19 protein-coding genes are annotated in these 25,119 nt (G+C 63.9%); 11 read left to right on the top strand and 8 right to left on the bottom strand.

The annotated features are described in order from the left end of the window. The first annotated feature begins 26 nt into the window (after window positions 1–26). Complete coding sequence (chrA, locus tag BM341_RS10115) at window positions 27–1,220, top strand: chromate efflux transporter (protein WP_089795511.1); 1,194 nt, start codon at window positions 27–29, stop codon at window positions 1,218–1,220. 5 nt (window positions 1,221–1,225) lie between these two features. On the opposite strand, the gene BM341_RS10110 is transcribed toward chrA, so the two are convergent. Continuing rightward, a complete protein-coding gene (locus tag BM341_RS10110) occupies window positions 1,226–2,161 on the bottom strand; it encodes an alpha/beta hydrolase (RefSeq protein ID WP_245784240.1) in 936 nt (311 codons plus the stop codon). A 179-nt stretch (window positions 2,162–2,340) separates the two neighbouring features. Here BM341_RS10110 and BM341_RS10105 point away from each other — a divergent pair, with 179 nt between their 5' ends. Continuing rightward, the gene (locus tag BM341_RS10105) at window positions 2,341–3,357 is read left to right on the top strand and encodes an acyltransferase family protein (protein WP_089795509.1); all 1,017 of its coding nucleotides are present in this window, start codon (window positions 2,341–2,343) and stop codon (window positions 3,355–3,357) included. Between the two features lie 26 nt (window positions 3,358–3,383). Here the strand turns inward: BM341_RS10105 and BM341_RS10100 are convergent, their stop codons facing one another. After that, window positions 3,384–4,091: a DUF3581 domain-containing protein gene (locus tag BM341_RS10100; protein ID WP_089795507.1), complete on the bottom strand. Its 708-nt coding sequence runs from the start codon at window positions 4,089–4,091 to the stop codon at window positions 3,384–3,386. Window positions 4,092–4,203: 112 nt separating this feature from the next. Here BM341_RS10100 and BM341_RS10095 point away from each other — a divergent pair, with 112 nt between their 5' ends. The 6 genes from BM341_RS10095 to BM341_RS10070 all read left to right on the top strand — a co-directional run bounded on the left by BM341_RS10095 (window position 4,204) and on the right by BM341_RS10070 (window position 15,178). Continuing rightward, window positions 4,204–7,683 (top strand): DUF748 domain-containing protein, encoded by a 3,480-nt coding sequence (locus tag BM341_RS10095; protein WP_089795505.1) that lies wholly within the window; start codon window positions 4,204–4,206, stop codon window positions 7,681–7,683. Window positions 7,684–7,829: 146 nt separating this feature from the next. Continuing rightward, entirely contained in the window at window positions 7,830–9,314 is a 1,485-nt protein-coding gene (gene nhaD, locus BM341_RS10090) for a sodium:proton antiporter NhaD (RefSeq protein ID WP_089795503.1), read from the top strand. A gap of 421 nt (window positions 9,315–9,735) precedes the next feature. Beyond that, complete coding sequence (locus BM341_RS10085; RefSeq protein WP_217646206.1) at window positions 9,736–10,158, top strand: hypothetical protein; 423 nt, start codon at window positions 9,736–9,738, stop codon at window positions 10,156–10,158. Beyond that, on the top strand, window positions 10,127–11,347 hold the full coding sequence (locus BM341_RS10080; protein ID WP_245784239.1) for a hypothetical protein: 1,221 nt from the start codon (window positions 10,127–10,129) through the stop codon (window positions 11,345–11,347). Before BM341_RS10085 ends, BM341_RS10080 begins: the two co-directional genes overlap by 32 nt. 45 nt (window positions 11,348–11,392) lie before the next feature. Next, on the top strand, window positions 11,393–14,233 hold the full coding sequence (locus BM341_RS10075) for a bifunctional diguanylate cyclase/phosphodiesterase (protein ID WP_089795501.1): 2,841 nt from the start codon (window positions 11,393–11,395) through the stop codon (window positions 14,231–14,233). Window positions 14,234–14,365: 132 nt separating this feature from the next. Beyond that, window positions 14,366–15,178 (top strand): PEP-CTERM/exosortase system-associated acyltransferase, encoded by an 813-nt coding sequence (locus tag BM341_RS10070; RefSeq protein ID WP_089795498.1) that lies wholly within the window; start codon window positions 14,366–14,368, stop codon window positions 15,176–15,178. Here the strand turns inward: BM341_RS10070 and BM341_RS10065 are convergent. Then, window positions 15,147–16,253 (bottom strand): DUF3541 domain-containing protein, encoded by a 1,107-nt coding sequence (locus BM341_RS10065; RefSeq protein ID WP_245784238.1) that lies wholly within the window; start codon window positions 16,251–16,253, stop codon window positions 15,147–15,149. The genes BM341_RS10070 and BM341_RS10065 overlap by 32 nt on opposite strands. Window positions 16,254–16,415: 162 nt before the next feature. On the opposite strand from BM341_RS10065, the gene BM341_RS10060 reads away from it, so the two are divergent. The 3 genes from BM341_RS10060 (at window position 16,416) to BM341_RS10050 (ending at window position 19,222) form a co-directional block, all read left to right on the top strand. Beyond that, a complete protein-coding gene (locus tag BM341_RS10060) occupies window positions 16,416–16,889 on the top strand; it encodes an NfeD family protein (protein ID WP_089795496.1) in 474 nt (157 codons plus the stop codon). A 2-nt stretch (window positions 16,890–16,891) separates the two neighbouring features. Continuing rightward, the gene (locus BM341_RS10055; RefSeq protein WP_089795494.1) at window positions 16,892–17,941 is read left to right on the top strand and encodes an SPFH domain-containing protein; all 1,050 of its coding nucleotides are present in this window, start codon (window positions 16,892–16,894) and stop codon (window positions 17,939–17,941) included. 246 nt (window positions 17,942–18,187) lie between these two features. Further along, on the top strand, window positions 18,188–19,222 hold the full coding sequence (locus BM341_RS10050; protein WP_089795492.1) for an SDR family oxidoreductase: 1,035 nt from the start codon (window positions 18,188–18,190) through the stop codon (window positions 19,220–19,222). A 17-nt stretch (window positions 19,223–19,239) separates the two neighbouring features. On the opposite strand, the gene BM341_RS10045 is transcribed toward BM341_RS10050, so the two are convergent. The 5 genes from BM341_RS10045 to BM341_RS10025 form a co-directional block, all read right to left on the bottom strand. Beyond that, complete coding sequence (locus tag BM341_RS10045; RefSeq protein ID WP_089795490.1) at window positions 19,240–19,989, bottom strand: trimeric intracellular cation channel family protein; 750 nt, start codon at window positions 19,987–19,989, stop codon at window positions 19,240–19,242. A gap of 128 nt (window positions 19,990–20,117) precedes the next feature. After that, window positions 20,118–21,473, bottom strand: a complete 1,356-nt coding sequence (gene astB, locus BM341_RS10040) for an N-succinylarginine dihydrolase (protein WP_089795635.1) — start codon at window positions 21,471–21,473, stop codon at window positions 20,118–20,120. A gap of 11 nt (window positions 21,474–21,484) precedes the next feature. Next, on the bottom strand, window positions 21,485–22,954 hold the full coding sequence (gene astD, locus BM341_RS10035) for a succinylglutamate-semialdehyde dehydrogenase (protein WP_089795488.1): 1,470 nt from the start codon (window positions 22,952–22,954) through the stop codon (window positions 21,485–21,487). After that, a complete protein-coding gene (gene astA, locus BM341_RS10030; protein WP_089795486.1) occupies window positions 22,954–24,000 on the bottom strand; it encodes an arginine N-succinyltransferase in 1,047 nt (348 codons plus the stop codon). The genes astD and astA overlap by 1 nt, the downstream gene beginning before the upstream one ends. Further along, window positions 24,000–25,088, bottom strand: coding sequence for an arginine N-succinyltransferase (locus tag BM341_RS10025; protein ID WP_089795633.1), 1,089 nt, complete (start codon window positions 25,086–25,088; stop codon window positions 24,000–24,002). Before BM341_RS10025 ends, astA begins: the two co-directional genes overlap by 1 nt. Between the last annotated feature and the right edge of the window lie 31 nt (window positions 25,089–25,119).

The following is a 25,119-nucleotide window of genomic DNA, read 5'->3' as shown; positions in this document are numbered from 1 at the left end:
CCTCACCCTGATGACGTGGAGGCGACATGCCCCATGACCGCCACAGAACTGGCGAGGTCTTCCGCGCCTTCCTGCTGCTTGGCCTGACCTCCTTCGGTGGGCCCATCGCGCACCTGGGGTATTTTCGCGGCGAGTTCGTCGCCCGGCGCCGGTGGCTGGACGAGCAGGCCTATGCGGATCTGGTGGCGCTATGCCAGTTCCTGCCCGGCCCGGCGAGCAGCCAGGTGGGCTTCGCCCTGGGGCTATTGCGCGCCGGCCCGCTCGGCGCGCTGGCCGCCTGGGCGGCGTTTACCCTGCCCTCGGCGCTACTGCTGGTGCTGTTCGCCATGGGTGCAGCGAGTTTTGAGGGCCCGCTGGGCAGCGCCTTGCTGCATGGCCTGAAGATCGTGGCCGTCGCCATCGTCGCGCATGCGGTATGGGGCATGGCGCGCCAGCTCTGTCCGGATCGGCAACGGGCCACCATTGCTGTGGCGACGGTACTGCTGGTAATTGGCGTGGGCGGGGCCATGGGGCAGGTAGCGGCGATCCTGCTGGGCGGATTGGCCGGCCTCTGGTGCTGTCGCGACGGCGCTGTGGCCGATGCGAACACCTTGGCCATGCCGATCTCGAAACGCACCGGCCTGATCTGCCTGGCGACTTTCGCGATTCTGCTGGTCGGCCTGCCCTTACTGGTGATGGCCGGGGCGGGTCAGGGCGTCGTGCTGATCGATGCGTTCTATCGCGCCGGAGCCCTGGTGTTCGGCGGCGGCCACGTAGTGCTGCCGCTGCTGGAAGCGGAGACGGTACAGTCAGGCTGGATGAGCGCCAACGATTTCCTGGCCGGTTACGGTGCCGCCCAGGCGGTGCCGGGGCCGCTGTTCACCTTCGCTGCCTATCTGGGCATGGTCATCGAAGGCGGGGGGATGATCGCCGCCCTGCTGGCGTTGCTGGCCATCTTCGTTCCCGGTTTCTTGCTGCTATTGGCCGCCCTGCCGTTCTGGCACGCGCTTCGCGCCCGGCCCGGCATCCAAGCGGGGTTGCGGGGCGCCAATGCGGCCGTGGTTGGCCTGCTGGGGGCGGCGCTGTATCACCCGGTGTGGACGAGTGCGATCCTTGGCCGGGCAGAATTCGCCCTGGCGCTGGTCGGCTTTGCGTTGCTCAGCGTATGGAAGCTGCCAGCGTGGGTGGTGGTGCTGGTCTGCGCGCTGGGCGGTCTGCTGCTCGGCGTAGGTGACGCCTGAACGCGTCATTCCGCCGGCGTCGCGGACACCAGCGTCGAGGCATCGCTCTGGGTAGCGCCCAGTGTGTCATCGCTTTCCAGCGCCACCGGGCCATTGAGGTAGCGAAACATGAAATCGAATCCACGCGGCAGGCTGGCCCGCCACACGCGCCAGGTATGCCCGCCCGGCAAGACGTCCATGGGCACCTGCCCCGGCTGGTGGGGTTCCAGCGAGCGCTTGAGCAGGCGCGCGTGATGTTCGGTGTTGAACCTGTCGCGATGACCCGCCGTCAAGTAAAGGGGAACGATGATGTCCTTTGCCAAATACGCATCAAGATGGGCGGTGTAATTGCGCTGCTCCCAGAGTTCCTGGTCGAACTCACCGTCGCGCTCGAAGGCCGGGTGATACCAGGCCGACGAATCGGCAGGAGGCAGCGGATGATAGATCGCCGGACTGAAGGCCGCCGCCGCTCCGAAGCGCTCGGGATGCTCGAGGGCAAAGTTAACGGCGCCGAAGCCGCCCGCCGAGAGACCCGCCACTCCACGCCACTCCCGCTTGGCTACCACGTGCCAACTGTCCTCGATATGCGGAATCAGGTCGTTGAGAAAGGCGGTGCGGGCCTGCTCGTTGGCGCCATCGATCCACCAGCTCTGGCTGCCGGGCATGACGATCAGCGAGGGGGGGATGACGCCCTGGCGAATCAATCGGTCGACTGCCTGGCGCAAGCGACCGCCGCGTACCCAGTCGGTTTCGCTGCCGAAGGAGCCGTGCAGCAGGTAGATCACCGGGAAGGCCTGGTGCGATACCGCATAGCCGTCGGGAAGATAGATGGTATAGGGGTAGTCGCGTCCGAGGGTTTCCGAAAAGAATGCCTGCTCGCTGATCTGCCCCGCGGCCTTCGCCAGGCTCCCTTGAAAAAAGCCGAGCAGGGCAAGCGCGACCACACTGATTTTCATCAACATCAGCATTCTCCCTATGACGCGTCCACTTCCAGCGAACAGCAAGAGATGGGGAAAGTGAATTCATTAGCTATCGTGCGGTCAGACGCCCCGTCATGTTCCCGAGTTCCGGCCCCGCATTCCCTCGGACCAGTGGCCCGCCGCCTGGTGCCTGGCGATTATCCTCTAGGCCTGGAGACACCATGAAACGAATCGAGGAAATATACTGGCTACGCTTCTACGGCTGCCTGGCGGTCTTTCTCTTCCACTTGATCGACCGAATCGAGAGAAACTACGTCGAGCACGTCGGCCTCGACCTGGCCTACATTCCTACCGTGCTGGGCACCCCGATCTTCATCTTCATCTCGATCTTTCTGTTTTCCGCGCGTTACGGCAATGAGGTACCTCACCATTTCCTCGCCCAACGGCTCAAGTACGTGATGGTGCCCTATGTGGTCTATGGGCTGATTTATTCCATCGCCGAATATCTGCGGCTTAGCGCTGACGATGTGCGGGTGGGGTTCATCGACCACATGATCGAGTATCTGGTCTTCGCCGGCTGGCACGGTTATTTCCTGATTATTGCCATGCAATTCTACGTGCTGTTCTGGCTCTACAATCGATTCCAGCTTCAACGCTACCTGCCCGCCGGCCCTTGCCTGCTTATCAGCGTGGCGATCAGTATGGCTTACTGGGCCTTCTGGCGCTGGCAGTCCATCGAGCCACCAGGCTACCTGCACTGGATCGCGCCGCTGGGGTGGATCTATCTGTTCTTTCTGGCGTTGCTGGTGGTCAAGTATTATCCGGCATTGCAGGCACAGCCGTGGATTCGTCGCTTCTCGCATCCGGGCTGGCTGATCGCCATGGTTGCCGGCATCGTGCTGTTCACCCTGCGCGGGGAGCTTGCCTACTCCTCGAAGGAAACCTGGGTCGTGCCCTTGTTCATCCTGTCGCTGTTATGGGCCATGAACTGGCTCGCCGGAAGGAAGGCCCCTCCCTTGGTAAAGAAGGTCAATGAAAACTCCTTCGGCATCTATCTCGCCCACCCGCTGTTCTTCTCGGTGGTGGACTTCGTCACCTGGCAGGTAGCGCTTCCGCTGTGGCTCTATGTCCTTGCGCTTGCGGTAGTCGGCATGAGTGGCTCGATACTGCTCAACAACCTCGCCAATCAGGCCGACTGGAGCAGCATGCTGCTGGGCAAGCGACTGCGAGTCGTCTGAGACACTGCCGCACCCGGTGGGGATGACTACCCCTCGAAGGCCGCCTTGAGGCGATAGAATTCGGTGACGATGGCCTCCATGGCATCGGCGTCGTAGTCGCACAGGCCACTGACGACCAGCTTCTTGCTGCCCCTGCCGATCGGCTCACCGCCGGCCTGGATACGGAAATCGAGCAGGGCATCCGCCCGCTTGCCGATCACCTCCATGGACGAATCCGTCAGCTTCAGCCCCGGCAACGGGGCATCCAGTCGGTCCAGTGAGAACCCCATGCTGTCATAGATCACCAGTGGCCGACGCGGGTTGAACATCACCTGCTTGTCTTCCATCAACGGCTTGAGGTAGTGAGGGAAGTTCTTGCCCGAAAAGGCCACGTAACAGCGAGTGAAGGCCTCCACGACCGCCTCGTCATGGGTAATCTCGCCGCTTCGCTCGACTTCCAGGCAGCATTTCCCGGTCTCATCGACGATGCGAATCTTGCCATCGTCATCCTCGCGAAAGCTCAGCAAGGTGCCATCCCCCACCATGCTGAGGAAGCGAAAGCTCATGCGCTGGGCGAGACCGTAGCGGGCCAGCACCAGGGCGAACAGCAGATCGCCGGGTACGCAGAAACGCCGTGCATCGGGGTCATGGATAGGGTTGTAGTCACCGGCGATACGCTTGGCAAAGAGGCTCGCCTGCTGAGCGGAAATACGAATGCGCCCCTCTACGGGGGTATGGAAATCATCGAGAAACATGCGTTGGGTGCTGCCTTGAATCACCGGAATGGCCAAATGATGCCATAAAAACCCGCGGCAACGCAGACCGACCTGCCTGTACCATGACCTGACTTCGCTTTTCGAGTATCGCATGCCGAACTCGCACGCTGACAAACCGTCCCGTCATCGCCCCCCTCCTTTTCCCCGGCGGCGGCCCCTCGCGTGGCTGCTCGCCCTGCCGGTGCTGCTGACCCTCGGCTACCTGGCCGCGGCGAACTGGCTGCTCAACAGCGACTGGGCGCAGGGCCGGCTGGCCGAGCGCAGCGGCATATCGATCCGCTGGACGTCGGGCTGGAGCTGGCTGCCCGGACGACTCGAGATCGAGTCGCTGCGCCTGCAGCGCGATGATGACGACCTGCCCTTGCAGCTGGAAGCAGCACAGGCCGAACTGGACGTATCGCTCCTGGCGCTGTTGACGGGGCGCCTGGTGATCGAGGACGTCAGTGCCGAGGGGATACGCTCCCTGGCCCTTGGCGCCTATCGCCTGGAAGGAAGCGGACGGGCCGAGCTGTCGGGGCTGAGCCTGGCACAGGGACAGCTGGCGATCGAGCGTCTGGTTCTGCAACTCGACGAAGCCCGGGTAAGGCGCGGCACCGCCGTGCTGGCCAGCGACATCCGCCTCGATGCTGACCTCACGCTGGCCTCATTGCATCCTGACGAGACGCCGGGCATGGCGGCGGCTCGCTTGGTGAGTGGCGACCTGGCGTTCGAGGCCAGTGCAGACGCCTGGGAGGTCTTCGAACCCTATCTGCGCGACCTCGATTGGCTGGACCTGGCCGGACACGGTGACCTCAGCGGTCGCCTGCGGATCGAGCGGGGCGAGCTGGCGCCGGGCAGCGAACTGGTAATGGATTCGCCGTCGCTACGGGTGGAACTGGATGAACGGCGGCTGCTCTCGCCGCCCCGCCACCAGCAGGCCGACGAGCTACGCTGGACGGTCGCCGATGGGACCCCCGACGCTCACCGCCTGATGGGTGCCGGGCGTATCACCAGTCGGATTGAGTCGGGCGATGACGGGCCGACGGCGACGCTCGCCGTGACCCTCGATGACATGACCATGCAGCGGGCCGGGCTCTCCGACGACTTCATGACCAGCGAGCGTTTCATGCTGTCCGCGCGCCTGCCGGGTGCCGATCTGGCCAACACGCCCCGCCGGCTCGAGTCCGCCCACCTCGAGTGGCAGGGAGCCCGCCTGGCCAATGTCGGCCAGCTCTCTCACTACCTGCCCGAGGGCGGCCCGCTGTCGCTGCAAAGCGGCAGCGCGCGCCTGGAAGGCGAGCTCAATTACCGGGGCGGCATCCTTGAGGGGCACTTCCAACTGGCAGGTAACGAGATTGACCTGACACTGCTGGGCCAATCACTGCTCGGTGAGCTGACCCTGGGCCTGGTGCTGGCGGAGCTGGACCCGCAGCGCCGACGCCTGGATCTCACGGGCACTCGATTGCACGTCTCGGCGCGTGGCGATGGCGATAGGCAGCCATTGACTACCGAGCTCATCCTGGAGGACGCCCGCCTGGAGACGACGGAGCCGCTGGCTGCTCTGGTCGGCACGAGCGGACCGCACGCGCTCGATGGGCGGATCGCCCTGCGCGGCAATATTGGACACCTGAGTGTATTGGACGATTTTCTGGTGAACACCGTGGGAGGCCATGGCCTGCGCCTTGAGGGAGGCGGCGAGCTCGCCGCCAGCCTGCGAATAGCAGGAGGGCAAGTCGCCTCGGGTAGCCAATTGGCCGTGGACACCGACTCGCTGCGTATCAGCGTCCTCGACCTGACCGCCTGGGGCCAGGGCAGCCTCACGGCTACCTGGCTCGATACCCTGCAAGGCCCGCAGGCCCGCGTCGAAGCCAATCTGGATGATTCACGCGTGGATCGCCTTTCCGACGCGCAGCGGCTGATGCAAGGGGGCCGGTTCAGCCTGATCGCAGAAAGCCGCGAGGTCGACCTGGCGATGCCGTTAGCCTCTCCGCGGTTAACGCTTGCCTGGCAGGACGCGGAAATGCCCGACATCGCCGCGCTCCAGGCCTATCTGCCACCGGCGGCGCCGATCGCGCTGCAATCGGGGCTGGCAGTGACCGACGGCCAGCTTGACATCGAGGCCGGCCGGCTACGCGGCCGGCTCGCACTGACCGGCCGGCGTATCGCGATACAGCTCCTCGATGAATCGCTGGTCAGCGAACTGGACCTCGACCTGACGATCCGCGAGGCTCGGCTCGACGGCAGCCAACTCGACCTCTCCGGGTCGCGGCTCGACATGCAGACCGCCGGGGCCGGCAGAGATGGTGAAGAGCGCCTGCGCACCCTGGTCATCGCCCGGCGCGCCCAGTTCGGCCCGCTGGCAGTACCGGGCCAGACGGCTCCCACGTCCGGACTCGACGGCCAGCTGGAACTCGAGGGCGTCGTCGCCAACCTCGGCGGTCTTAACGCGTTCCTGCCCGAGGTGCATGGCCTGACCCTGCAGGGCAGCGGCCGCTTTCGCTCCGATATGCGTCTTGGCGACGACCGTCTGTTGCCGGACAGCTCGCTGTGGGTCGAGGCCGATGATCTCGCAGTGGGCTTCATGGATGCTACCGCACTCGGGCGAGGGACCCTGGAGGCGGTCATCGACGGCGAGGCGCGAGCACCCGGCGCCCGGCTGACCCTCACGCTGCCGCACTTCGTGCTGCGTCACGATGATGAGCAAGCCGCCCACCTGACCGGTCGTCACTTCCGCCTCGAGACACGCACCTCGCGTTTCGGCCTCGACGACGAGGCCCGGTCGCTGAACCATTTCACGACCCGGATTCGCCTGCCCATTGCCGAGGTGGCGGACCTGTCGCGCTATAACACCTACCTGCCCGATGATGCGGGCCTCGAGCTGCTGGAAGGCCGGGCCAGCCTGGATGTGGACCTGCGCCTGGAAGGAGAGCGGGCGCATGGGGATGTCACGCTGCAGGCCTTCGCGGCCGGGCTACGTTTGGGCGATCAACATCTGTCCGGCGATCTACGCCTCGAGGCGCGCCTTCGCGATGGCAACCTCAACGATCGCCGTTTCGATGCCTCCGGATCCCAATTGCGCCTCGACAATGTCCAGCGCCGCGATACCGACACCCAGGAGGCCGGCTGGTGGGCACGCCTGACCCTGGCAGAGGGTCGCCTGGTGTGGACGCGCCCGCTCAAGCTGGAGGCCCGGCTCGACATGGCCATGCGCGACAGCGGCCTGCTGGTTAGGCTGTTCCTGGCACGCGCCCGGGAGTGGGCGTGGCTGGGCCGCCAGCTGACCGTCAAGGACCTGCGCGGTGCCGCCGACCTGCTCCTCGACGATCACACGCTCGAGCTGCGCGATGCCCGCCTGACCGGTGGCGCGCTGGAAATGCTCGCCAACCTTCTTTTCCAGGACGAGACAATGAACGGCTCGCTCTATGCGCGCCTGGGTGTTCTGGCCGCGGGCGTGGCACTCGACGATGGCGACCCGCAAGTTCGCTTGTTGAAGCCAAGACAATGGTTCGAGGCAAACCGCCCCGGTAAGGCAGCGGGGCTGAAAGACCTAGCCCCAAGCCAGTGGCAGGATGCACTGGAGACCCGACCCTGACCGAGCAAAGGCCGCCGACAGTGAACGCCCCAAGGCGGAGATAACGAGAAATTGCACCGCGCGCATACTGCAATGCAACATTTCATGCTAAAGTTTGCGCGACTTTCTCACCCTTTCCTCCGCCTTCTTTTCGGGACAATTCAGTCATGCTGACAACCCGCTGTCTCCCCTCACGGCCCTGGCAATCTGCCCGGTGGCTGCGTCTCCTCGTGCCTGCCATTCTGGCCATACTCATCAGCCCCGCCGCCTTCGCGGTGACCGGTGAGCTCAATCTGACCGGCTCGCTGGTCGGGTATGTGGCCGTGGCCATCTTCGTGCTTGCCTACGCGCTGGTGATGGCCGAAGAAAAGATCCATATGCGCAAGTCCAAGCCGGTACTGATCGCGGCGGGCATCATCTGGGGACTGATCGGCTGGGTCTACGTGCAGAACGGCATGTCCGCGGACTCCGAGCACGCCTTCCGCCAGACGCTGCTGGAATTCACCGAACTGATGCTCTTCCTGCTGGTGGCCATGACCTACATCAACGCCATGGAAGAGCGCCGGGTCTTCGATGCCCTGCGCTCGTGGCTGGTGCGCAAGGGCTTCAGCTACCGCGCGCTGTTCTGGATCACCGGCGTGCTGGCCTTCTGCATCTCGCCGATTGCCGACAACCTGACCACGGCGCTGCTGATGTGCGCGGTGGTCACCAAGGTCGCCGAGGGTGACAAACGCTTCATCAACCTCTGCTGCATCAATATCGTGGTGGCAGCCAACGCCGGGGGGGCGTTCAGCCCTTTCGGCGACATCACCACCCTCATGGTCTGGCAGGCCGGTCTCATCGAGTTTCAGGAGTTCTTCGCCCTGCTGGTGCCCTCGCTGGTCAACTTCGTGATCCCTGCTGTGGTGATGAGCTTCTTCATCAAGAACCGCAAACCCGACAGCCTCGAGGAGGATGTCTGGCTCAAGCGGGGTGCTCGGCGCATCATTCTGCTCTTCCTGCTCACCGTGGCCACCGCCGTGGCCTGCCATACCCTGCTTCATCTGCCGCCGGTGCTGGGCATGATGACCGGCCTTGGCTACCTGCAGTTCTTTGGCTTCTACCTGCGCCGCACCCTGCCCCGCTCGCTGGAGAAGAAGCGCACCCGCTACAGCCAGCGCGGCGACTGGAAGAAGCTTGAAAGCCTGGGCAGCGTGGTGCCCTTTGATGTGTTCAACCGCGTGGCCCGCGCCGAGTGGGACACCCTGTTGTTCTTCTATGGCGTGGTGATGTGTGTCGGGGGGCTCGGCTTCATGGGCTATCTCGGCCTGTTGTCGGAAGCGCTCTACACCGGCTGGAACGCTACCTGGGCCAATATCGTCCTGGGACTGATTTCTGCGGTCATCGACAACATTCCGGTGATGTTCGCCGTGCTGACCATGGAGCCGGACATGTCGCATGGTCATTGGCTGCTGATCACCCTGACCGCCGGCGTCGGCGGCAGCCTGCTGTCGATCGGCTCGGCGGCCGGCGTAGCGCTGATGGGCCAGGCTCGCGGCAGCTATACCTTCATGGGCCACCTGCGCTGGGCGCCAGTAATCGCCCTGGGCTATATCGCCAGTGTCGCCACCCACCTGTGGCTGAATGCCGAGAGCTTTACCGTTTTCGGCTGATGATTTCTCGGGTAATCACGCCTGTGTCCGGCAATCAGGGTTGGCGGACTCAGGCGTCGGCGCGCTGAATCTCATTCTCAAAGCATGACTTCACGTGACTAGCCATATGGGGTTATGGTGCAATGCTGTAATGCCTTTACCGTAACAAAATGATCTAACGAAGAATTCCAAGCAGCATTGATCGCCGCTAATAATCGCGCCATGGATCGCAGGGAGACAGCGTCATCGACTCATCCACACTTCGTGTGCGAGAGCTCATCGCCTTATGCATGCCCTCTGGCCCGCATTATCCCGGGAAAGCCTTTCTGGCATTGCTGAAGCTGCACTCGAACCCTTCTCTTGCGAAGCATTCGCTTGTTGTGGCCATCGCGGCTCACGCAGCGGTTGATCGCTGTACCTTGGCAGGCAGGGAGCTTGGCTCATGGCATGGCTGACGAGCCTGCTTGCCCTATTCATGCTGACAGGGACGCCGGCAATAGCCGGCGAGCCCGTATTTCTCGTTGCCCATGCAGACGTCAGCACGCAGCAATTGAATCGTGACACCGCCCGGGCCATATTCGCCATGCGTCAACGCACCTGGCCGGATGGCCAGGCCGCACGCGTTTATGTGCTTGCCAATGACCACCCGGTCCATGCCCGTTTCGCCAAGGAGAACTTGACCGTCTACCCCCACCAGCTACAGCTGGCCTGGGATCGCATGGTGTTCTCGGGCACCGGTCAGGCGCCCAATCGCGTCGCTACCCAGGCGGAAATGCAGGAGCGGATCGCGACTACCCCAGGTGCGCTGGGTTATCTAGAAAGGGAGTACCTGGATGATCGTATCCAAGTTATTTCGATGGAATGACGTGAAGATTTCCGCCTTGCTGGCCGGTGTCTTGCTGGCAGGTGTGGGTAGCGACTCACATGGCGAAGAAACCGTTCTCGACACCCTCCAATTGCATGGCTTTCTCAGCCAGGCGCTGGTGATCACCGATCATAATGACTTCTTCGGCCCCAGCAGCAGCGATGACGGCAGTTTCAAGTACACGGAGATCGGTGCCAACGCATCGCTGCGTCCCCATCAGAATGTGCTGATCGCCGCCCAGGTATTGAGTCGGCGCGCGGGGAGCGACGGTTCCGATGCTCGCCCCAAGCTCGACTACGGCATTGTCGACTACCAGATGCTCTCGAACCAGCATCGCACCCTTGGCGTGCAAATCGGCCGCGTAAAGAACCCGTTCGGCTTTTATAACCAGACCCGTGATGTGGCATTTACCCGTCCCAGCATCCTGTTGCCTCAGTCGATTTATTTCGACAGGACGCGCTCGCTGGCACTCACCGGGGACGGCCTTGCCCTGTACATGGAGGAACGGCTTCCCAAGGGGGTGCTCAGAGGGCAACTGGGCGTTGGCGAGCCGCAAGCCGGGGATGACCTGAGAAGCACACTGCGCCTGGATACCACTCCCGGCTCGCTGGACCCGAAGAACTCACTGATCGGCCAGCTTCGCTATGAACATGATGGAGGGCGTATCGTGGCGGCCATTAGCGCGGCCGATGCCAACGCCCGGTTCGATTCCGATACCCCCGCATTCAGCAACGGCGATTTCTTCTTCAAGCCCTGGGTATTTTCCCTTCAATACAATGCCGAAAAATGGAGCCTGACCGGCGAATACGCCCTGCGCAACTCGGGACTTAAGGAATTCGACAATCCAAAGGTCAATTTCGATGTCACCGGAGAAAGCTGGTACCTGCAGTATAATCGCCGCTTCCTGGACGACTGGCAGTGGCTCATCCGCTACGACAGCTTGATCAGCAATCGTGATGATCGTTCAGGCAAGGCCTATGAAGCGAGCGGCGCAGGACCAGCCCATTCACAATATGCCCAGGACATCACCCTCGGGCTACAATGGAACCTCAACCCCAGCGTCATGCTGGCCGCAGAATACCATCATGTCGATGGCACTGGTTGGCTTCCTCTTCAGGATAATCCCGACTCATCAGCGACTCGCCGACGCTGGAACATGCTGCTCTTCCAGCTCTCGCTGCGCTTCTGACAACTCACTTTCGTGACATCCGCACATCGGCCGGAACTCGCTTGCATGCACGTTCATCCCCCCTTTAACCGGCGTCGGCGCCACCGCTTCAGCCTGACCTGGCGAGTGATCGCCCTGAGCAGCCTGTTGCTGTTGGGTTTGGTGGTGCTGTTCACCTGGCTCGGCCATGCCAACCTGACGCGCCAGTTTCAGGAGAGCCGTGATGACCATTATCTGCGCCAGGTCAGGGAGATACGGCTGGCACTGAACCGCTCGCAAGCCAGCCTGCAACAGCTGGCAGCCCTGACAGCCGCGTCGTCGCGTCTCGGCCCTGCAATCGAGGACGGCGCACAGGAGGGTATTTTCGAGGCGCTTTCCTCACAGTGGCCAACCTTGCAGCTCGAGGTGGGAATCGACGAGGCCATGATCTTCAGCGAGCTTGGGGAACCGTTGGCCGAGTGGGGGGAACATTATGCCGATAACAGCCTTCTCATCCAGTCGTGGGTCGACCAGGTGATGGAGGCCGAAGCCCCGCTTTCCGCCCTGCGCTGCTCAACGACTTGCCGTCAGTACGCTACTGTCCCGGTGCTGGTGGACGGGGAAAGTGTCGGCACCGTCATGCTGTCTCGCTCCCTGGCCGACGTGACGCGTCAAATTCAACAGGTATCCGACAACGATGTCGGCCTGTTGGTCAGCAGCAGCGTCGCCGTTCAGTCACTGCCGGAAGACCGTTATTTGCCCGCATGGAATGGTCGATTGCTCGCCTTGACGCGCCAGGAAGACAATCTGCCCCTGCTGCACCGCGCAGCGGAACAGCTTTCTGTCAGCGATCTGGAACGACAGCCCCAGCAGTTCAGTCGAGGCGATCGGAATATCGAACTCTCCGCCGTGCGCATGGAAGATGATACGGACCAACGCAGCACGGGCTATCTGTTGCTCATCGCTGATATTACATCTCAGCTCAACGCCATCCAGCAGGATACCCGCACCTTGATGCTGGCTGGCCTGGGTGGCTGGTTAGCTGCTGAACTATTGTTATTGGCTATCCTCTTGAGCCCAATGGCACGTCTGCGCCGGCTGGCCGATATACTGCCGGAACTGGCCCGCGGTGGTTTTACCCAGGCGCGCGCCAGCATACCCCGCCCGCACAGCCGATTTCCCGACGAGATCGATGTGCTGGAAGGCACTACGCTGGAACTCTCTGACCAGTTGGAAGCCCTGGAGGACGAAATCAGTGCCCGCGGCGTCCAACTGGCCGAGCGCGTCGAGGAGCTTGCCCGGGAGCGAGACTTTGTTGGCAGCCTCCTCGATACCGCGCGGGTATTCATCGTCACCCAGGATAAACAGGGGCGCATCGGCCTGGTCAATGACTATGCGCTGTCGGTCATGGCAACCGAAGAGACGCGACTGGTCGGGCGTCTGTTCGACGACGTTTTCTCTAACGCCCCCTCCTCTCCGGTTGTCCCCGCCAAAGCCTCTCTGCAGGAAGAACAGCCCCTGATGACCGCCGATGGCCGGCAGCGAACCATTATCTGGTACCACGCGCCGCTGCCGGCCAGTCAGAAAGGATTGGCCGTGAGGATATCGGTGGGTCTCGACATTACCGATCGCAAGGCGGCCGAGGCACGCCTGACCTGGCTGGCTGAGCGCGACCCGCTCACCGAGCTGTACAACCGTCGCTTCTTTCAGGACGCCCTGGCCGTCGCACTGCAGGAAGGCCACAAGGGCGCTGTGCTGCTGCTTGACCTCGACCAGTTCAAGGATGTCAACGAACTCAGCGGCCATCACGCCGGCGACCGCCTGTTGCGCCAGGTCGCGGATACGCTCTTCGAGGCGCTGGGCCACCGTGGTGTGATCGCCAGGCTCGGTGGTGATGAATTCGCGCTCTTGTTGGTCGGCGCCAACGAGGCCAGGGCAATTCGCGTCGCGCAGCAAATCACTCACCTATTGGATAACCTCAGCTTTGATACCGGCGGCAGGCGTCACCGAGCCAACGCCAGCACTGGCATTGCGATGTTTCCTGCCCACGGCGATACGCCTGCCGATCTGATGGCCAGTGCCGATGTGGCCATGTACAAGGCCAAGGACAGCGGCATCCAGCGCTGGCATCTGCTGTCGGCCCTGGAAGATGCCAAGGACGAGCTGCAGGATCGTGTGTACTGGATTGAACGGGTGCGCCAGGCGCTGGAAGAAGATGCCTTCGAATTGATGGTGCAGCCCATCGTTCGCCTTGAAAATCGCGAGGTCCGTCATTACGAGGTGCTGCTGCGCATGCGTGATGCTGACGGCAGTCTCATATCGCCCGGGAGTTTCATTCCGCAGGCCGAGCGGAGCGGTCAGATCGTCCAGATCGACCGCTGGGTGCTGCGCCACAGCCTTCAGGCCTTGCGCCAGCTGCAGGAAAAGGGCATCAGCCTCGCCGTCAATCTTTCAGGTCAGTCGTTGCATGACGTGGGGCTCAAGCAGTTCTTGGCCGACGAGCTGTTGAGCAGCGGCGCCGACCCCAACTCTCTGATTCTCGAAGTTACCGAGACCGCAGCCGTCACCGATTTCTCTACCGCTCGTGGCGTACTGCTCGCCATGCGTGATCTAGGTTGTCGAACGGCGCTGGACGATTTCGGTGTCGGCTTCAGCAGCTTTCACTACCTGGGACAGCTCCCGGTGGATTTCATCAAGATCGATGGCAGTTTTATTCGTAGCCTACCCGTCAGTGCCGATAGCCGAGTCATCGTCAAGGCGATTGCCGATATCGCCGCCGGTTTCGGTAAGCAGGCCATCGCCGAGTTCGTTGACCAGGAAGCGTTATTGCCCATGCTTGAGTCTTATGGCATCACATACGGGCAGGGCTTTCACCTTGGACGTCCGTTCCGATTAGCCGAAGCGCTGGGTAAGGGTTTCTCATCCTGATGGCCTCGTGGGAAGGGGCTCGTGATAAGTGCTAACGGGAATAGGGATAGGACCGGGAGCATTGAAAACAGTAGTATTCACTACATAACGCTAATATCATCCCGGCAGAGTCATAAATAAGGAACTAACAATATGGCATCTTGCCTCGCAGCAAGGGATGCGCAGCCAAGCACCAGCAACAAACTCGCCCGCTTCATGCAGGAGTTCCGCTTTCACCTGGCGGTCTCAAAGCAGCAAAAACAGCGCATCTATCGACTGAGGTATGAGATTTATTGCGAGGAGCTTGCCTACGAGGATCCAGCAGACCGCGCTTGCCGACTCGAGTACGACCTCTATGACCAGAACGCCCTGCACTGCCTCATCGAGCATCGTCGCACCGGGCTGGCCGCTGCTTGCACCCGCCTGGTCATGCCGGAACCAGGGAGTCCTGATCCTTTCGACAGACTGCCCATGGAAAGCTACGGCGGTCGAAGCCTGACTCACCCCTCTCTGCATCCCGCAAAACTGCCGACGGAGAGTTACTACGAAATTTCTCGCCTGGCGATTGCACGCGCCTTCAGGCCGAGGATCAAGGGTAGCGAAGTCCCCGGTGTCACCGATAACCCACATGACTTCAGCCATGAGGAAAGAGCCACCTTTTCCTTACTCGTGAGCGGACTTTTTCTGGCGGGCTATGCGCTGGGCTGCATGTCAAACAAGGAGCTGGCGTTTGCCATGATGGACCCCAGGCTGCCGAGGCTACTCTCGATCGCTGGCTTTCATTTCACGAAAGTCGGCGACACCATCGATTTCCATGGCCAGCGCAGCGCCTACTGTATTGGCCGGGAGCAGGCACAAGCAGGGATGAGGAAGGAATTGCAGCCCCTTTTCAGTTACATCCACAATGAGCTGGAGCCACAGTTCGAGGCGCTTCTTACTCAGGAAGCCATCGACACCCCGGCATGACGCCAGGGTCGAACCGGGGTCCGGGATAGATTGCCTTCGCCCACCGCAACACCATGATCGCCAGCACGTTACGATGCTCGCCCCCAGCCAGGTCGAGGCTACCCGACGGTGAGGGGATGATCCCTGTCGTCGGGTCGATGGCGTCGACCAGGGCGTCGCGTATCTCGCGCACCAATGGATGATGCTCCTGCCCCGCCAGCAGGAAGCTCATGGCCACTTCGGCCTGGATATCCTCGGTGGCGCGGGCCAGGAGATTGTCGGCCTCGCTTTCGAAGGCGCTCAGCGCCCAGTCGACGCTGCGGGGGTCCACGCCTTGCTGATAATAGCGGCTCGCCGCGATGACAAAGTGCGTCAGCCCATAGAGCCAGTTGCGGTATTCGGCTTCATCGAGCTTTCCGACCTCGCTCGGCGGATAACGCTGTCGAAAAGCAGCCTCCACCTCGGCGTGCAGGTCGACAATGCCCAGCTGATGAAGAAAGTGAACCTGATTGGCTACCTGGGCGGCATAGATACCCAGCACGTCGGGGTCGGTCAGAAAGGGCCGCCAATCCACCTCGGCCAGGTAGTCGAGCGCCACCGCGTGGTTAGCGATCGCCGGCAGCAGCCCGTGATAGTCGGCTTGCACCAGGCGGAACAGGAGCTTGGTGGCGAAGGCCATCTCGTCCCATTCGGCCAGCATTTCTCGCCGTGATCGCTGCTTGGCCGTTCGCTGCGGGTAGGCAGCAATGATTTCCTGGCTACGAGTTTCGGCATAACGGTAGTTGTCATGGCGGGACTCGGCCAAACCCTGAATATCCTGTGCCAGACGACACATCAGCCGCTGGCCATATGCCCGGTTGGGGGCCAGATAGCGTGCCTCGCCGGTCAAGCGATAGAGACGCTGGGCATAGTGGCGTTGCTTATCCAGCGGTAAGCTGGGCAGCGCCGCCTCGTAGACCGCCTGGATCTCGAGCCCCGCCTGACGATGACGCTCACGCTCGATATCCGGCGCAACGGTCGCACACCCGGTCAGCCACAAGAACAGGCATAGCCATGCGGTGTGCATGCGCCGGTGGTTCAGGGTAAGCCCGAGCATCGCGTCATCCTGCTGAGTGGTTCATACGCCGGTCACTTGGCATTGCCCCGTGCTTGCCTGCCGCCCCCAGCACACAAGTGCGACCTTGACCTACCACACAGGGTAGACTGGTCGAAGACGCTAATATACCCACCCGTTTATCCCCGCTCACAGGGAGCCGCCATGGACTGGAATCTTGCCTACACCTGGTTGGTCATCGCGCTGCTGCTTGGGCTTGGCGAGCTGGCCTCGGGGGCCCTGGTATTGCTGGCTCTGGCGGCAGCCGCCGCGCTTACCGCAGTACTCGCCTGGTTAGGATTCGCCCTGCCCTGGCAACTGCTGGGCATGGGCGTGTTCGCGGGTCTGCTGGTGCCACTCGCGGTAATGCGGATCCGTCCGGCATTCTCGCCCCGCGGCGTCGCCTATGGCACCACCGGCACCGGCGTGGAGAAGGGGCATCGCTACACGACGCTCAGGCGTGACTTCGACGACGCCAGCGGCATCAAGATCAACGGCGATTTCTATCGCATCCGGCTTGCCGCCGACGCTAATGAAAAAAGCGGCGAAACCGAACTGCCGGAAGGCAGCTGCGTCATCTTTCAAGATTTCGATGGCACCACCGCCATCGTCACACTCGCAACACCCGAGGAGCCATAAGCATGGAACTACCCGTAAGTCCGGGGCTGATTCTCAGCCTGATCGTTGTCGTCATCGGTATCCTGATCATCGCCAAGGGGCTGGTGATCATTCGTCAATCCGAAGTGGTGGTCATAGAGCGGCTGGGGTCGTTCAACCGACTGCTGGAGAGTGGCATCAACATCATCATCCCGTTCATCGAGCAGCCGCGTGCGATCACCATGATTCGCTACCGCAAGATGGGCGAGGACTACCAGGCCGTCACCAACGACGAGACCCGCATCGACCGTCGCGAGACGGTGATGGACTTCCCCGGCCAGCCGGTAGTGACCACCGACAACGTCACAGTGACCATCAACGGCGCGCTCTATTACCAGATCATCGATCCCAAACGTGCCGTCTACGAAGTCGCCAACATGAGCCAGGCCGTCGAGGTACTGGCCAAGACTACCCTGCGTTCGGTGGTCGGCAAGATGGAACTCGACAAGCTGTTCGAGTCGCGCGGCGAGGTCAACAATTCGATCCAGGCGGCCATGGAAGAGCCCGCCTCGAAGTGGGGCGTGAAGATCTCGCGGGTCGAGGTCCAGGACATCGCCATGCCCGAGGAGGTCGAGACCGCCATGCGCCTGCAGATGGCCGCCGAGCGCAAGCGCCGCGCCACCGTGACCGAAGCCGAGGGCGAGAAGTCCGCGGCCATCGCCAAGGCCCAGGGGCAGCGCGAATCCTCGATTCTCAATGCCGAGGGCGACAAGCAGTCCGCCATCCTGCGCGCCCAGGGCGAGCAGGAATCAATCAAGCTGGTGCTGGGCGCCATTGGTGACAACGAGGAGAACAAGCGCACCGTGGTCGGCTACCTGCTCGGACAGAGCTATATCAAGTCGCTGCCGACCATGGCCCAGGAAGGCGAGCGAGTGTTCGTACCCTACGAATCCTCCGCCCTGCTCGGCTCGATGGGCATGTTCCGCGAGATGGCCGGCTCGCCGGAGGACACCGTATCCCGGCACCTCCGTTCCCATGACAGTCAGGACGGCCTGCGCAGCGGCATGGTGGGCGGCGCCGGCGGTAGCGTCTAACCCGCGCTGCACTCCTTATGGACGCCGTTCCTATGGCCCGGCATCCCTATGACTCTGGCTTTCCTCTTGCCAGACATACCAGCGGCCGGCGGATGTCCGGCCGCTTGGCAATTGGCGCCCAGCATCTATCCTGAAGACACCTAGCCTGACAATTTGCTTGGCTTGACGACACATTCTCGGGGAGAGACCACGCCATCCATGGACCGATAGCGATATCGCCGAGCGTGGGCGAGCAAGGAGCGCGCGATGCCATTACGTTTGAAACCCCTTCATGAGCAGACCCTCGTCATCACCGGCGCGACCACTGGCATTGGCCTGGCGACCGCACGGATGGCCGCCGATCACGGCGCCCGCCTGGTGGTGGCCGCACGCGACGAGGCGTCACTGATCCGCTTGGCCGACGAAACCCGGCGCCGCGGCAGCGACACCCTGCATGTCGTCGTCGATGTCGGCGACGAAGAGCAGGTGGCGCAGCTGGCCGACGCCGCCATCGAGCGCTTCGGGGCGTTCGACACTTGGATCAACAATGCCGGCGTATCGCTCTACGGCCCTTTGCTGGACGTGCCCACGACAGACTTTCACCGTCTGTTCGATACCAATTTCTGGGGCGTGGTCTACGGCTCGCGCGAAGCCGCCCGCCACCTGCGTAAACGCCATGACGGCTACGGCGGTGCAATCATCAACCTCGGGTCACTGGTGTCGGATCGGGCGATTCCCCTGCAGGGCATGTATTCGGCATCGAAGCAGGCGGTGCGTGGCTTCACCGATGCGCTGCGCATGGAACTGGAAGAGGCGGGAGCGCCGGTGGCCGTCACGCTCGTCAAGCCCGGCAGCATCGCCACCCCCTTTCCGCAACACGCCCAGAACTATCTGAACGAGGAACCCACCTTGCCCCCGCCCCTGTACGATCCCGGCGTGGTCGCCAGGAGCATCCTGCACTGCGCTGAGGTGCCAAGACGCGACATCTACGTCGGTGGCGGCGGCAGGTTGCTGAGCGTACTGGGACAGTACGCGCCCCATCTCACCGACAAGATGATGGAAAAGACGCTATTTAATCGCCAGAAATCCGGCCGGCCGGAATATCGCCAGCGCTTCGCGCTGCATGATCCCGCCACGGATAACCGTGAGCGCGGCGATTACGCCGCTCATGTAGCCGATTCGAGCCTGTATACCGAGGCCTCGATGCACCCTTTGATGACGGCCACGGTAGTCGCCAGCGCCGCCCTGGGGATCGCGGCGCTGGTAAGCTGGGCGTCTTCCACCCGATCATCCTTGCATTGAAGCGCCGCTAGCCCGGCTCAGGAACGTCGCTTGCGCCGCGACTGCTCGGGGCGAATCATGCGCACCCGCACCTTGGGGCGCGGCGGCGCGGACGGCGGTGGCGGCAGTTCGCCCTTCTCGGACGGTGGCGAAGGCTCGGGTGTGCGCTGGAACACCACCCAGGCGAAGGTCGGCAGCGCCAGGTGCCAGTGGATGGCCGCAAGGCGCAGGCCCAGGGTGACCAGCAGCGCCATGGCCACGTTCAGGCCGCCGGGCACCGCCAGGGCGTCCAGCGAGACATAGGTCACGCCCCCCGCAATGGCCGCCGTGGCATAGACTTCCTGGCGCAGCACCATGGGCACCCGACGCGCCAGCACGTCACGCACCATGCCACCGGCCACGCCGGTCAGCAGCCCCATCAGCACCGCCACCACGCCGGGCGCCTCGAGCAGCAGCGCCTTGTGGGTGCCGATCACCGTGAACAGCGCCAGGCCGAAGGCATCGGCCACCGGCAGGAAGCCGCGGGACAGGCGATGGATGTAGTGAAAGCCGAGGATGGAGAGCCCCACCGTCGCCAGGATCACCCAGAGATAGGTAGGGTCACTGACCCAGAACACCGGCCGCACGCCGAGCACCAGGTCGCGCAGGGTGCCGCCGCCGATGCCGGTCACCGCGGCCAGCACCAGCATGCCGAACGGGTCCATCCGCGAGCGGCAGGCCAGTATCACACCCGACAGTGCAAAGACGATCACCCCCGCCATGTCGAGCCAGTAGATCAGGCTTGTCAACGCCGTGTCTCCTCGTCTTCGATCTGCCAACCGGCGCCCGACCTACGCCGGGAGCGCTAGTTTCTGTGGGAAAGATCAGGGCAGCCCCGCCGAGGCGAAACGGCCGTTACCACGGGACTACCACCGAACTACAACTGAAAAGGATAGACGGCGCCGATGGCAAGGATCGCGGTCAGCTCATCGAGTGCGGCCAGCGCTTCCATCGCCAGTTGCGGGTCGGCGAGATCGGCAGGTGCCAGGCGGTCGCGATAGTGGCGTTCCACCCAGGTGACGAGCTCATCGTGCAGGATATCGTCTAACAGCACACGCCCCGAGAGCGCGGCGCGCTCGGCGTCGCTCAACACCACGCGCAGCCGCAGGCAGGCGGGGCCGCCGCCGTTGCGCATGCTCTGCTTGACGTCCTTGACCACCACCTCGCTGATGGGATTGTGGCCGGCCAACAAGTAATCCTGGATGGTGCGCCAGACGCTCTCGCGTTCCTGGCACTCGCCGGGCACCACCAGCGTCATGCTGCCATCGGGGTTGGATAACAGCTGCGAATTGAACAGGTACGAGGCCACGGCGTCCTCGAGGCTCACCGCCTCGAGGGGAACCCGGATCGGTACCAGCGGCACGTGCATCTTGTCGCGCAACTCATCCAGGGTCGCCTGCTCGTCGAGGAACGCCATCTCGTGATAGAGCAGTACCGGCCCGTTGCCCACCGCGATAACGTCGTTGTGGAAAACGCCGGCGTCGATGGCGTCGGGATGCTGCTGGGCGAAGACCGTCTGGTGTTCGGCGAGCCCGTGCTGGCGGGCCACCGCCTGGCTGGCTTCCAGCGTCTGGCGAGCCGGATAACGCGCCGGCACCACCCCGGTCTCGTCTTCCCAACCGAAGGCCTGGCGGCCATACACAAACAGGTGCACCCCAGGCTCGCCGTAGTCGCCACACAGCCGGGTATGGTTGGCCGCGCCCTCATCGGCGAAGGCAGGGCTCGCCGGCAGCGCCAGATGATGCGCGAAGTGCGTCTCGTCGCGGAAGATCGCCGCCAGTATGCGCCCGGTGGTGGCCGGCTCCAGAAAGCGGTGAAAGCTCGACTGGAGATTGGCCGGTGTGAAGTGCACGCGTGCATCCGGCGCGTCGACGGAAGGCGTCAGCGTGGCGGCATTGGCCGTCCACATGCTCGAGGCCGAACAGACCGCCCGCAGAATCTGCGGTGCCTCGCCCGCCGCCCGGGCCAGCACCTGGGCATCGCTGCCGGAAAAGCCCAGCGCGCGCAGCATGCCGAGATCGGGGCGCTGCTGAGGCGGCAACACGCCTTGGGCATAACCCGCGTCGCGCAGCGACTTCATCTTGGCCAGGCCCTGCAGGGCGGCCTCCTTCGGGTTGGCCACCAGCCCGCCGTGCGTCATCGAGGCCACGTTGCCCAGGGCCAGGCCCGAATAGTTGTGGGTCGGACCGACCAGACCGTCGAAATTGACCTCACGAAACGCCGTCTCGCTCATGACCTCACGGCTCATAACGTCACCCCCGGCGGCAGCTTGTCGGGCAGGCTCAACGCCTCGCTCTCCATGGAGGCGACCGGATAGGCGCAGTAGTCGGCGGCGTAATAGGCGCTGGGGCGATGATTGCCGCTCTCGCCCACGCCACCGAAGGGCGCGTCACCCGAGGCACCGGTGGTCTGTCGGTTCCAGTTGACGATGCCGGCGCGGATGCGCAGCAGGAAGTTGTCCCAGTCGGCGCGCTCGCCACCGATCAGCCCGGCGGAGAGGCCGTAGCGGGTGTCGTTGGCCAAGATGATCGCCTCGTCCCATGTCCGGTAACGCGTGACCCTGAGCAGCGGGCCGAAGTGCTCCTCGTCGGGCACCTCAAGCCCCGTGACATCGATCAGCGCCGGGCTCAGCAGGCTGGTGCCGGGCGCGAGCCGCTCCATCCGCGAGAGTACCACGCCGCCCAGCGCCTCCAGATCGTCCTGAGCCTTGAGCAGCCCGTCGGCGGCCGCCTGGCTGACCAGGCCGCCATAGAAGGGGGCGGGCTCGCTGAACTGGCCGGCCACCTGTAGGCGCGAGATGGCGTCCGACAGCGCGTCCAGCAGATGATCGCCGACCTGCCCTTCCGGCACCAGCAAGCGCCGGGCGCAGGTGCAGCGCTGCCCGCCGGAGAGAAACGCCGATTGCAGAATGGTCAGCACCGCCGCCTCCTGGTCGGGCACATCCTTGACCACCAGCGGGTTGTTGCCGCCAAGCTCCAGCGCCAGGATCTTGTCGAACTGACCGGCGAACTGGCGATGCAGCACGCCGCCCACCTTGGCACTACCGGTGAACAACAGGCCGTCGATGCCGGGATCGGCGGAGAGCGCCTGGCCCACTGGCGCGCCCCCCTGCACCAGGTTGATCACGCCATCGGGAAGCCCGGCCTCCTGCCAGCACTGCATGACCAGATCGGCGGTCAACGGCGTCTGTTCGCTGGGCTTGAAGACCACCGTGTTGCCGGCCAGCAACGACGGCACGATATGCCCGTTGGGCAGATGGCCGGGAAAGTTGTAGGGGCCGAAGACCGCCATCACGCCGTGGGGCCGATGGCGCAACACCGCGGTGGCATCGCCCAGGTCGCGGCGGCGCTCGCCGGTGCGCTCCTGGTAGGCGCGAACCGAGATCGCCACCTTGCCGATCATCGCTCCCACCTCGGTACTCGACTCCCAGAACGGCTTGCCGGTCTCCTGGGCGATCGCCCGAGCCAGCGGCTCACGGTGGGATTCCAGCACCTCGCGGAAGCGCTCGGTCAACGCCTGGCGCTCGGCGAACGACAGGCGCGCCCACACCGGGAAGGCCGTTCGCGCCGCCGCCACCGCGGCATTTACCTGGGCGTCGCTGGCCGCCGCACCCTCCCAGAGGCGCTCGCCGGACACCGGATCGTGCTTGGCAAAGCCTTCACCGTCGCCTTCGTACCAGCGGCCGCCGATCAGCAACTCTGCTCGTGCCTTCATCACGCCTCCTTCTCGGTATCCAGGATTCGCAGGGTGTCGCCGGTCGCCACGTCCAGCCGCCGGGCCTCAGTCGCGTCGAGGGTGACCACGTCGTGCGCGTCCGGCCCCTGGCCGAGCCAGGCGGCCCGGAAGCTTGCCATGTCGGTGGTCGCCGCCAGCCAGCGCGGTCGGTCCGCCTTGGGATGGCGCTCGGGGTTCACTTCCACCCGGCAGTGGCGCGACAGCCGCACGCCGCGCACATCGTCGATATAGGCCTCGACCGTCGGGCCGCCATCGAAGATGTCGATGAAGCCCTCCCAGCGCAGCCCTTGCTGCTTGAGCATGGCGAGTGCCGGGCGGGTCTGCTCGTGCACCTGGCCGATGCAGGCCCGCGCCTGCTCATTCAGGAAGGGAGTATAGATCGGGAACTTGGGCATCAATTCGCCGATGAAGCTCTTCTGGCCGAGGCCCGTCAGGCGATCGGCCTCATCGAAATCCAGCGGGAAGAAATGGCTGCCCAGGCAGTCCCAGAACGGGCTCCGCCCCTGGTCGTCAAAGACCCCGCGCATTTCCGCCAGCACCTTCTCGGGGAAGCGGTCGCGAAATTCGGCCATGAACAGCCAGCGCATCATCGACAACAGCGCGCCGTTTCGCTGATGGCGGCGATCGACGCCGCGATACGCGGGGCGCAGGAACAGCGAGGCCACTTCGGCGTCGCCGGTATGGTCGGAGCTGAGAAACAGCGTGTCGATGGTGCGATGCAGATCGAGCTGCACCGACGAGTGCGCCAGAGTCCCCAGGCGATAATGATAGAAGGGAATCTCGCGTCCGACCTGGCCCTCGATGGCGCAGCAGCCGGCGAGTCGGCCGGTCTCTTCATCTTCCAGCACGAAGAAGTAGAGCCGCTGGTCCACCGGCGTGCGCTCCTCGAACGCGCTCACCGTCGAGGCGATGCGCGCCGCCAGGAAGTCGCGGTTGTCGGGCAGCGAGGTGAAGCCAACGCCCGTCTCGCGGGCCAGGGCCTGCAGCTCATCCAGGTCACCCTCGGCAATCGATCGAATGCGCATTACAGCTCCCCCTCGTCATAGCCCGGGTTGTGCTCGTCGCCGCCCTCTGCTCCCCGCCCGGGCAGCGCCAGCGGCGAGGCCAGCACCGCGCGCCCTTCCTCGACCCCCAGGCGCTCGGCATGCTCGGCCGAGAGCAACAGCTGGCCGGTCGGCGACAAGGCGTAGCGGGCCACCACGCAGCGAAACTCCTCCAGCTGCTGGTTGGCGACCATCGCCGGCTCGGCGTCGGGCAGGGTGTGCGCCGGGCGAATGCGGACGGGGTGCCAGGCGGCCCGCCGGAAACTCGCCAGCCGTTCGCGCTCGCCCTTGACCACCGGGCCGGCATCGAAGATGTCGACGTGGCGCGAGCGCAGGAAGCCTTCGGAGAGCATTTCGGCCAGCGCCTGCTCGTGATCCGGATGCTCGCGGCCTATCGCGGCCCGCGCCTGGGGGGTGAGCAGCGCCAGATAGAGCGGGAACTGCGGCATCACCTCGGCGATGAAGCTCTTCGAGCGCACCCCGGCCAGATAATTGATCTCCTGGTAGTCGCGCACGAAGAAATGCCGGCCCACGCTGTTCCAGAACGGCGACTCGCCCTGTTCGTCCAGGTAACCCGGAAACGCCATGGCCAGGATCTCGGCGAAGCGCTCCGGGTACTGGGCGATGAACATCAGCCGCGCTCGACGCAGCAGGCTCTCAGCGCTGGTGCCCTGGTAGCGGGCATCCAGCGAGAACGCGCAGAGCTGGCTCGCCTCGGACACCTCATGGGACAGCGACAGCGTCGGCACCTCGCGGCGCACGTTGAGCTGTTGCGAGGCGTGGATCAGCGTTTCCTGGCGATAGGTGTAGTAGGCCTCGCGCGAGCCCGCCTGGGCGCGGATGGTGGCGGTTCCCACCACCGCGTCGCGCTGCAGGTCCTCGAGCACGAAGGTGTAGTGCTCGTCGCCGGGAAACTCCACCTCGCGGGAAAACGCCAGCCGGGAGCGCGCGATGCGCTCCTCCAGGCGGTCGCGGTGCGCCGGCAGGTTGGTCAGCCGCGGCGAGGCGCTGCTCGCCAGTCGCTCGAGGGCCGGCAGGTCCGCCGAACGGACGGGACGTACAACCAGCATGGCATGACCTCCGCAGCAAACGTCGTTGTCG

This window comes from Halomonas korlensis (assembly GCF_900116705.1).
GTDB lineage: Bacteria > Pseudomonadota > Gammaproteobacteria > Pseudomonadales > Halomonadaceae > Halomonas > Halomonas korlensis.
Note: the sequence above shows the minus strand (reverse complement) of the source record. Positions and strands in the feature narration are given on the sequence as shown.

Bases quoted from the DNA above. Each gene is read 5' to 3' on its own strand.
- BM341_RS10075 (WP_089795501.1), top strand. From the start codon at position 11,393: ATGCACGTTCATCCCCCCTTTAACCGGCGTCGGCGCCACCGCTTCAGC.
- chrA (WP_089795511.1), top strand. From the start codon at position 27: ATGCCCCATGACCGCCACAGAACTGGCGAGGTCTTCCGCGCCTTCCTG.
- nhaD (WP_089795503.1), top strand. From the start codon at position 7,830: ATGCTGACAACCCGCTGTCTCCCCTCACGGCCCTGGCAATCTGCCCGG.
- astD (WP_089795488.1), bottom strand. From the start codon at position 22,954: ATGAAGGCACGAGCAGAGTTGCTGATCGGCGGCCGCTGGTACGAAGGC.
- BM341_RS10065 (WP_245784238.1), bottom strand. From the start codon at position 16,253: ATGCTCGGGCTTACCCTGAACCACCGGCGCATGCACACCGCATGGCTA.
- BM341_RS10055 (WP_089795494.1), top strand. From the start codon at position 16,892: ATGGAACTACCCGTAAGTCCGGGGCTGATTCTCAGCCTGATCGTTGTC.
- astA (WP_089795486.1), bottom strand. From the start codon at position 24,000: ATGCGCATTCGATCGATTGCCGAGGGTGACCTGGATGAGCTGCAGGCC.
- BM341_RS10050 (WP_089795492.1), top strand. From the start codon at position 18,188: ATGCCATTACGTTTGAAACCCCTTCATGAGCAGACCCTCGTCATCACC.
- BM341_RS10110 (WP_245784240.1), bottom strand. From the start codon at position 2,161: ATGTTGATGAAAATCAGTGTGGTCGCGCTTGCCCTGCTCGGCTTTTTT.
- BM341_RS10085 (WP_217646206.1), top strand. From the start codon at position 9,736: ATGGCATGGCTGACGAGCCTGCTTGCCCTATTCATGCTGACAGGGACG.
- BM341_RS10025 (WP_089795633.1), bottom strand. From the start codon at position 25,088: ATGCTGGTTGTACGTCCCGTCCGTTCGGCGGACCTGCCGGCCCTCGAG.
- BM341_RS10105 (WP_089795509.1), top strand. From the start codon at position 2,341: ATGAAACGAATCGAGGAAATATACTGGCTACGCTTCTACGGCTGCCTG.
- BM341_RS10070 (WP_089795498.1), top strand. From the start codon at position 14,366: ATGGCATCTTGCCTCGCAGCAAGGGATGCGCAGCCAAGCACCAGCAAC.
- BM341_RS10060 (WP_089795496.1), top strand. From the start codon at position 16,416: ATGGACTGGAATCTTGCCTACACCTGGTTGGTCATCGCGCTGCTGCTT.
- astB (WP_089795635.1), bottom strand. From the start codon at position 21,473: ATGAGCGAGACGGCGTTTCGTGAGGTCAATTTCGACGGTCTGGTCGGT.
- BM341_RS10095 (WP_089795505.1), top strand. From the start codon at position 4,204: ATGCCGAACTCGCACGCTGACAAACCGTCCCGTCATCGCCCCCCTCCT.
- BM341_RS10080 (WP_245784239.1), top strand. From the start codon at position 10,127: ATGATCGTATCCAAGTTATTTCGATGGAATGACGTGAAGATTTCCGCC.
- BM341_RS10100 (WP_089795507.1), bottom strand. From the start codon at position 4,091: ATGTTTCTCGATGATTTCCATACCCCCGTAGAGGGGCGCATTCGTATT.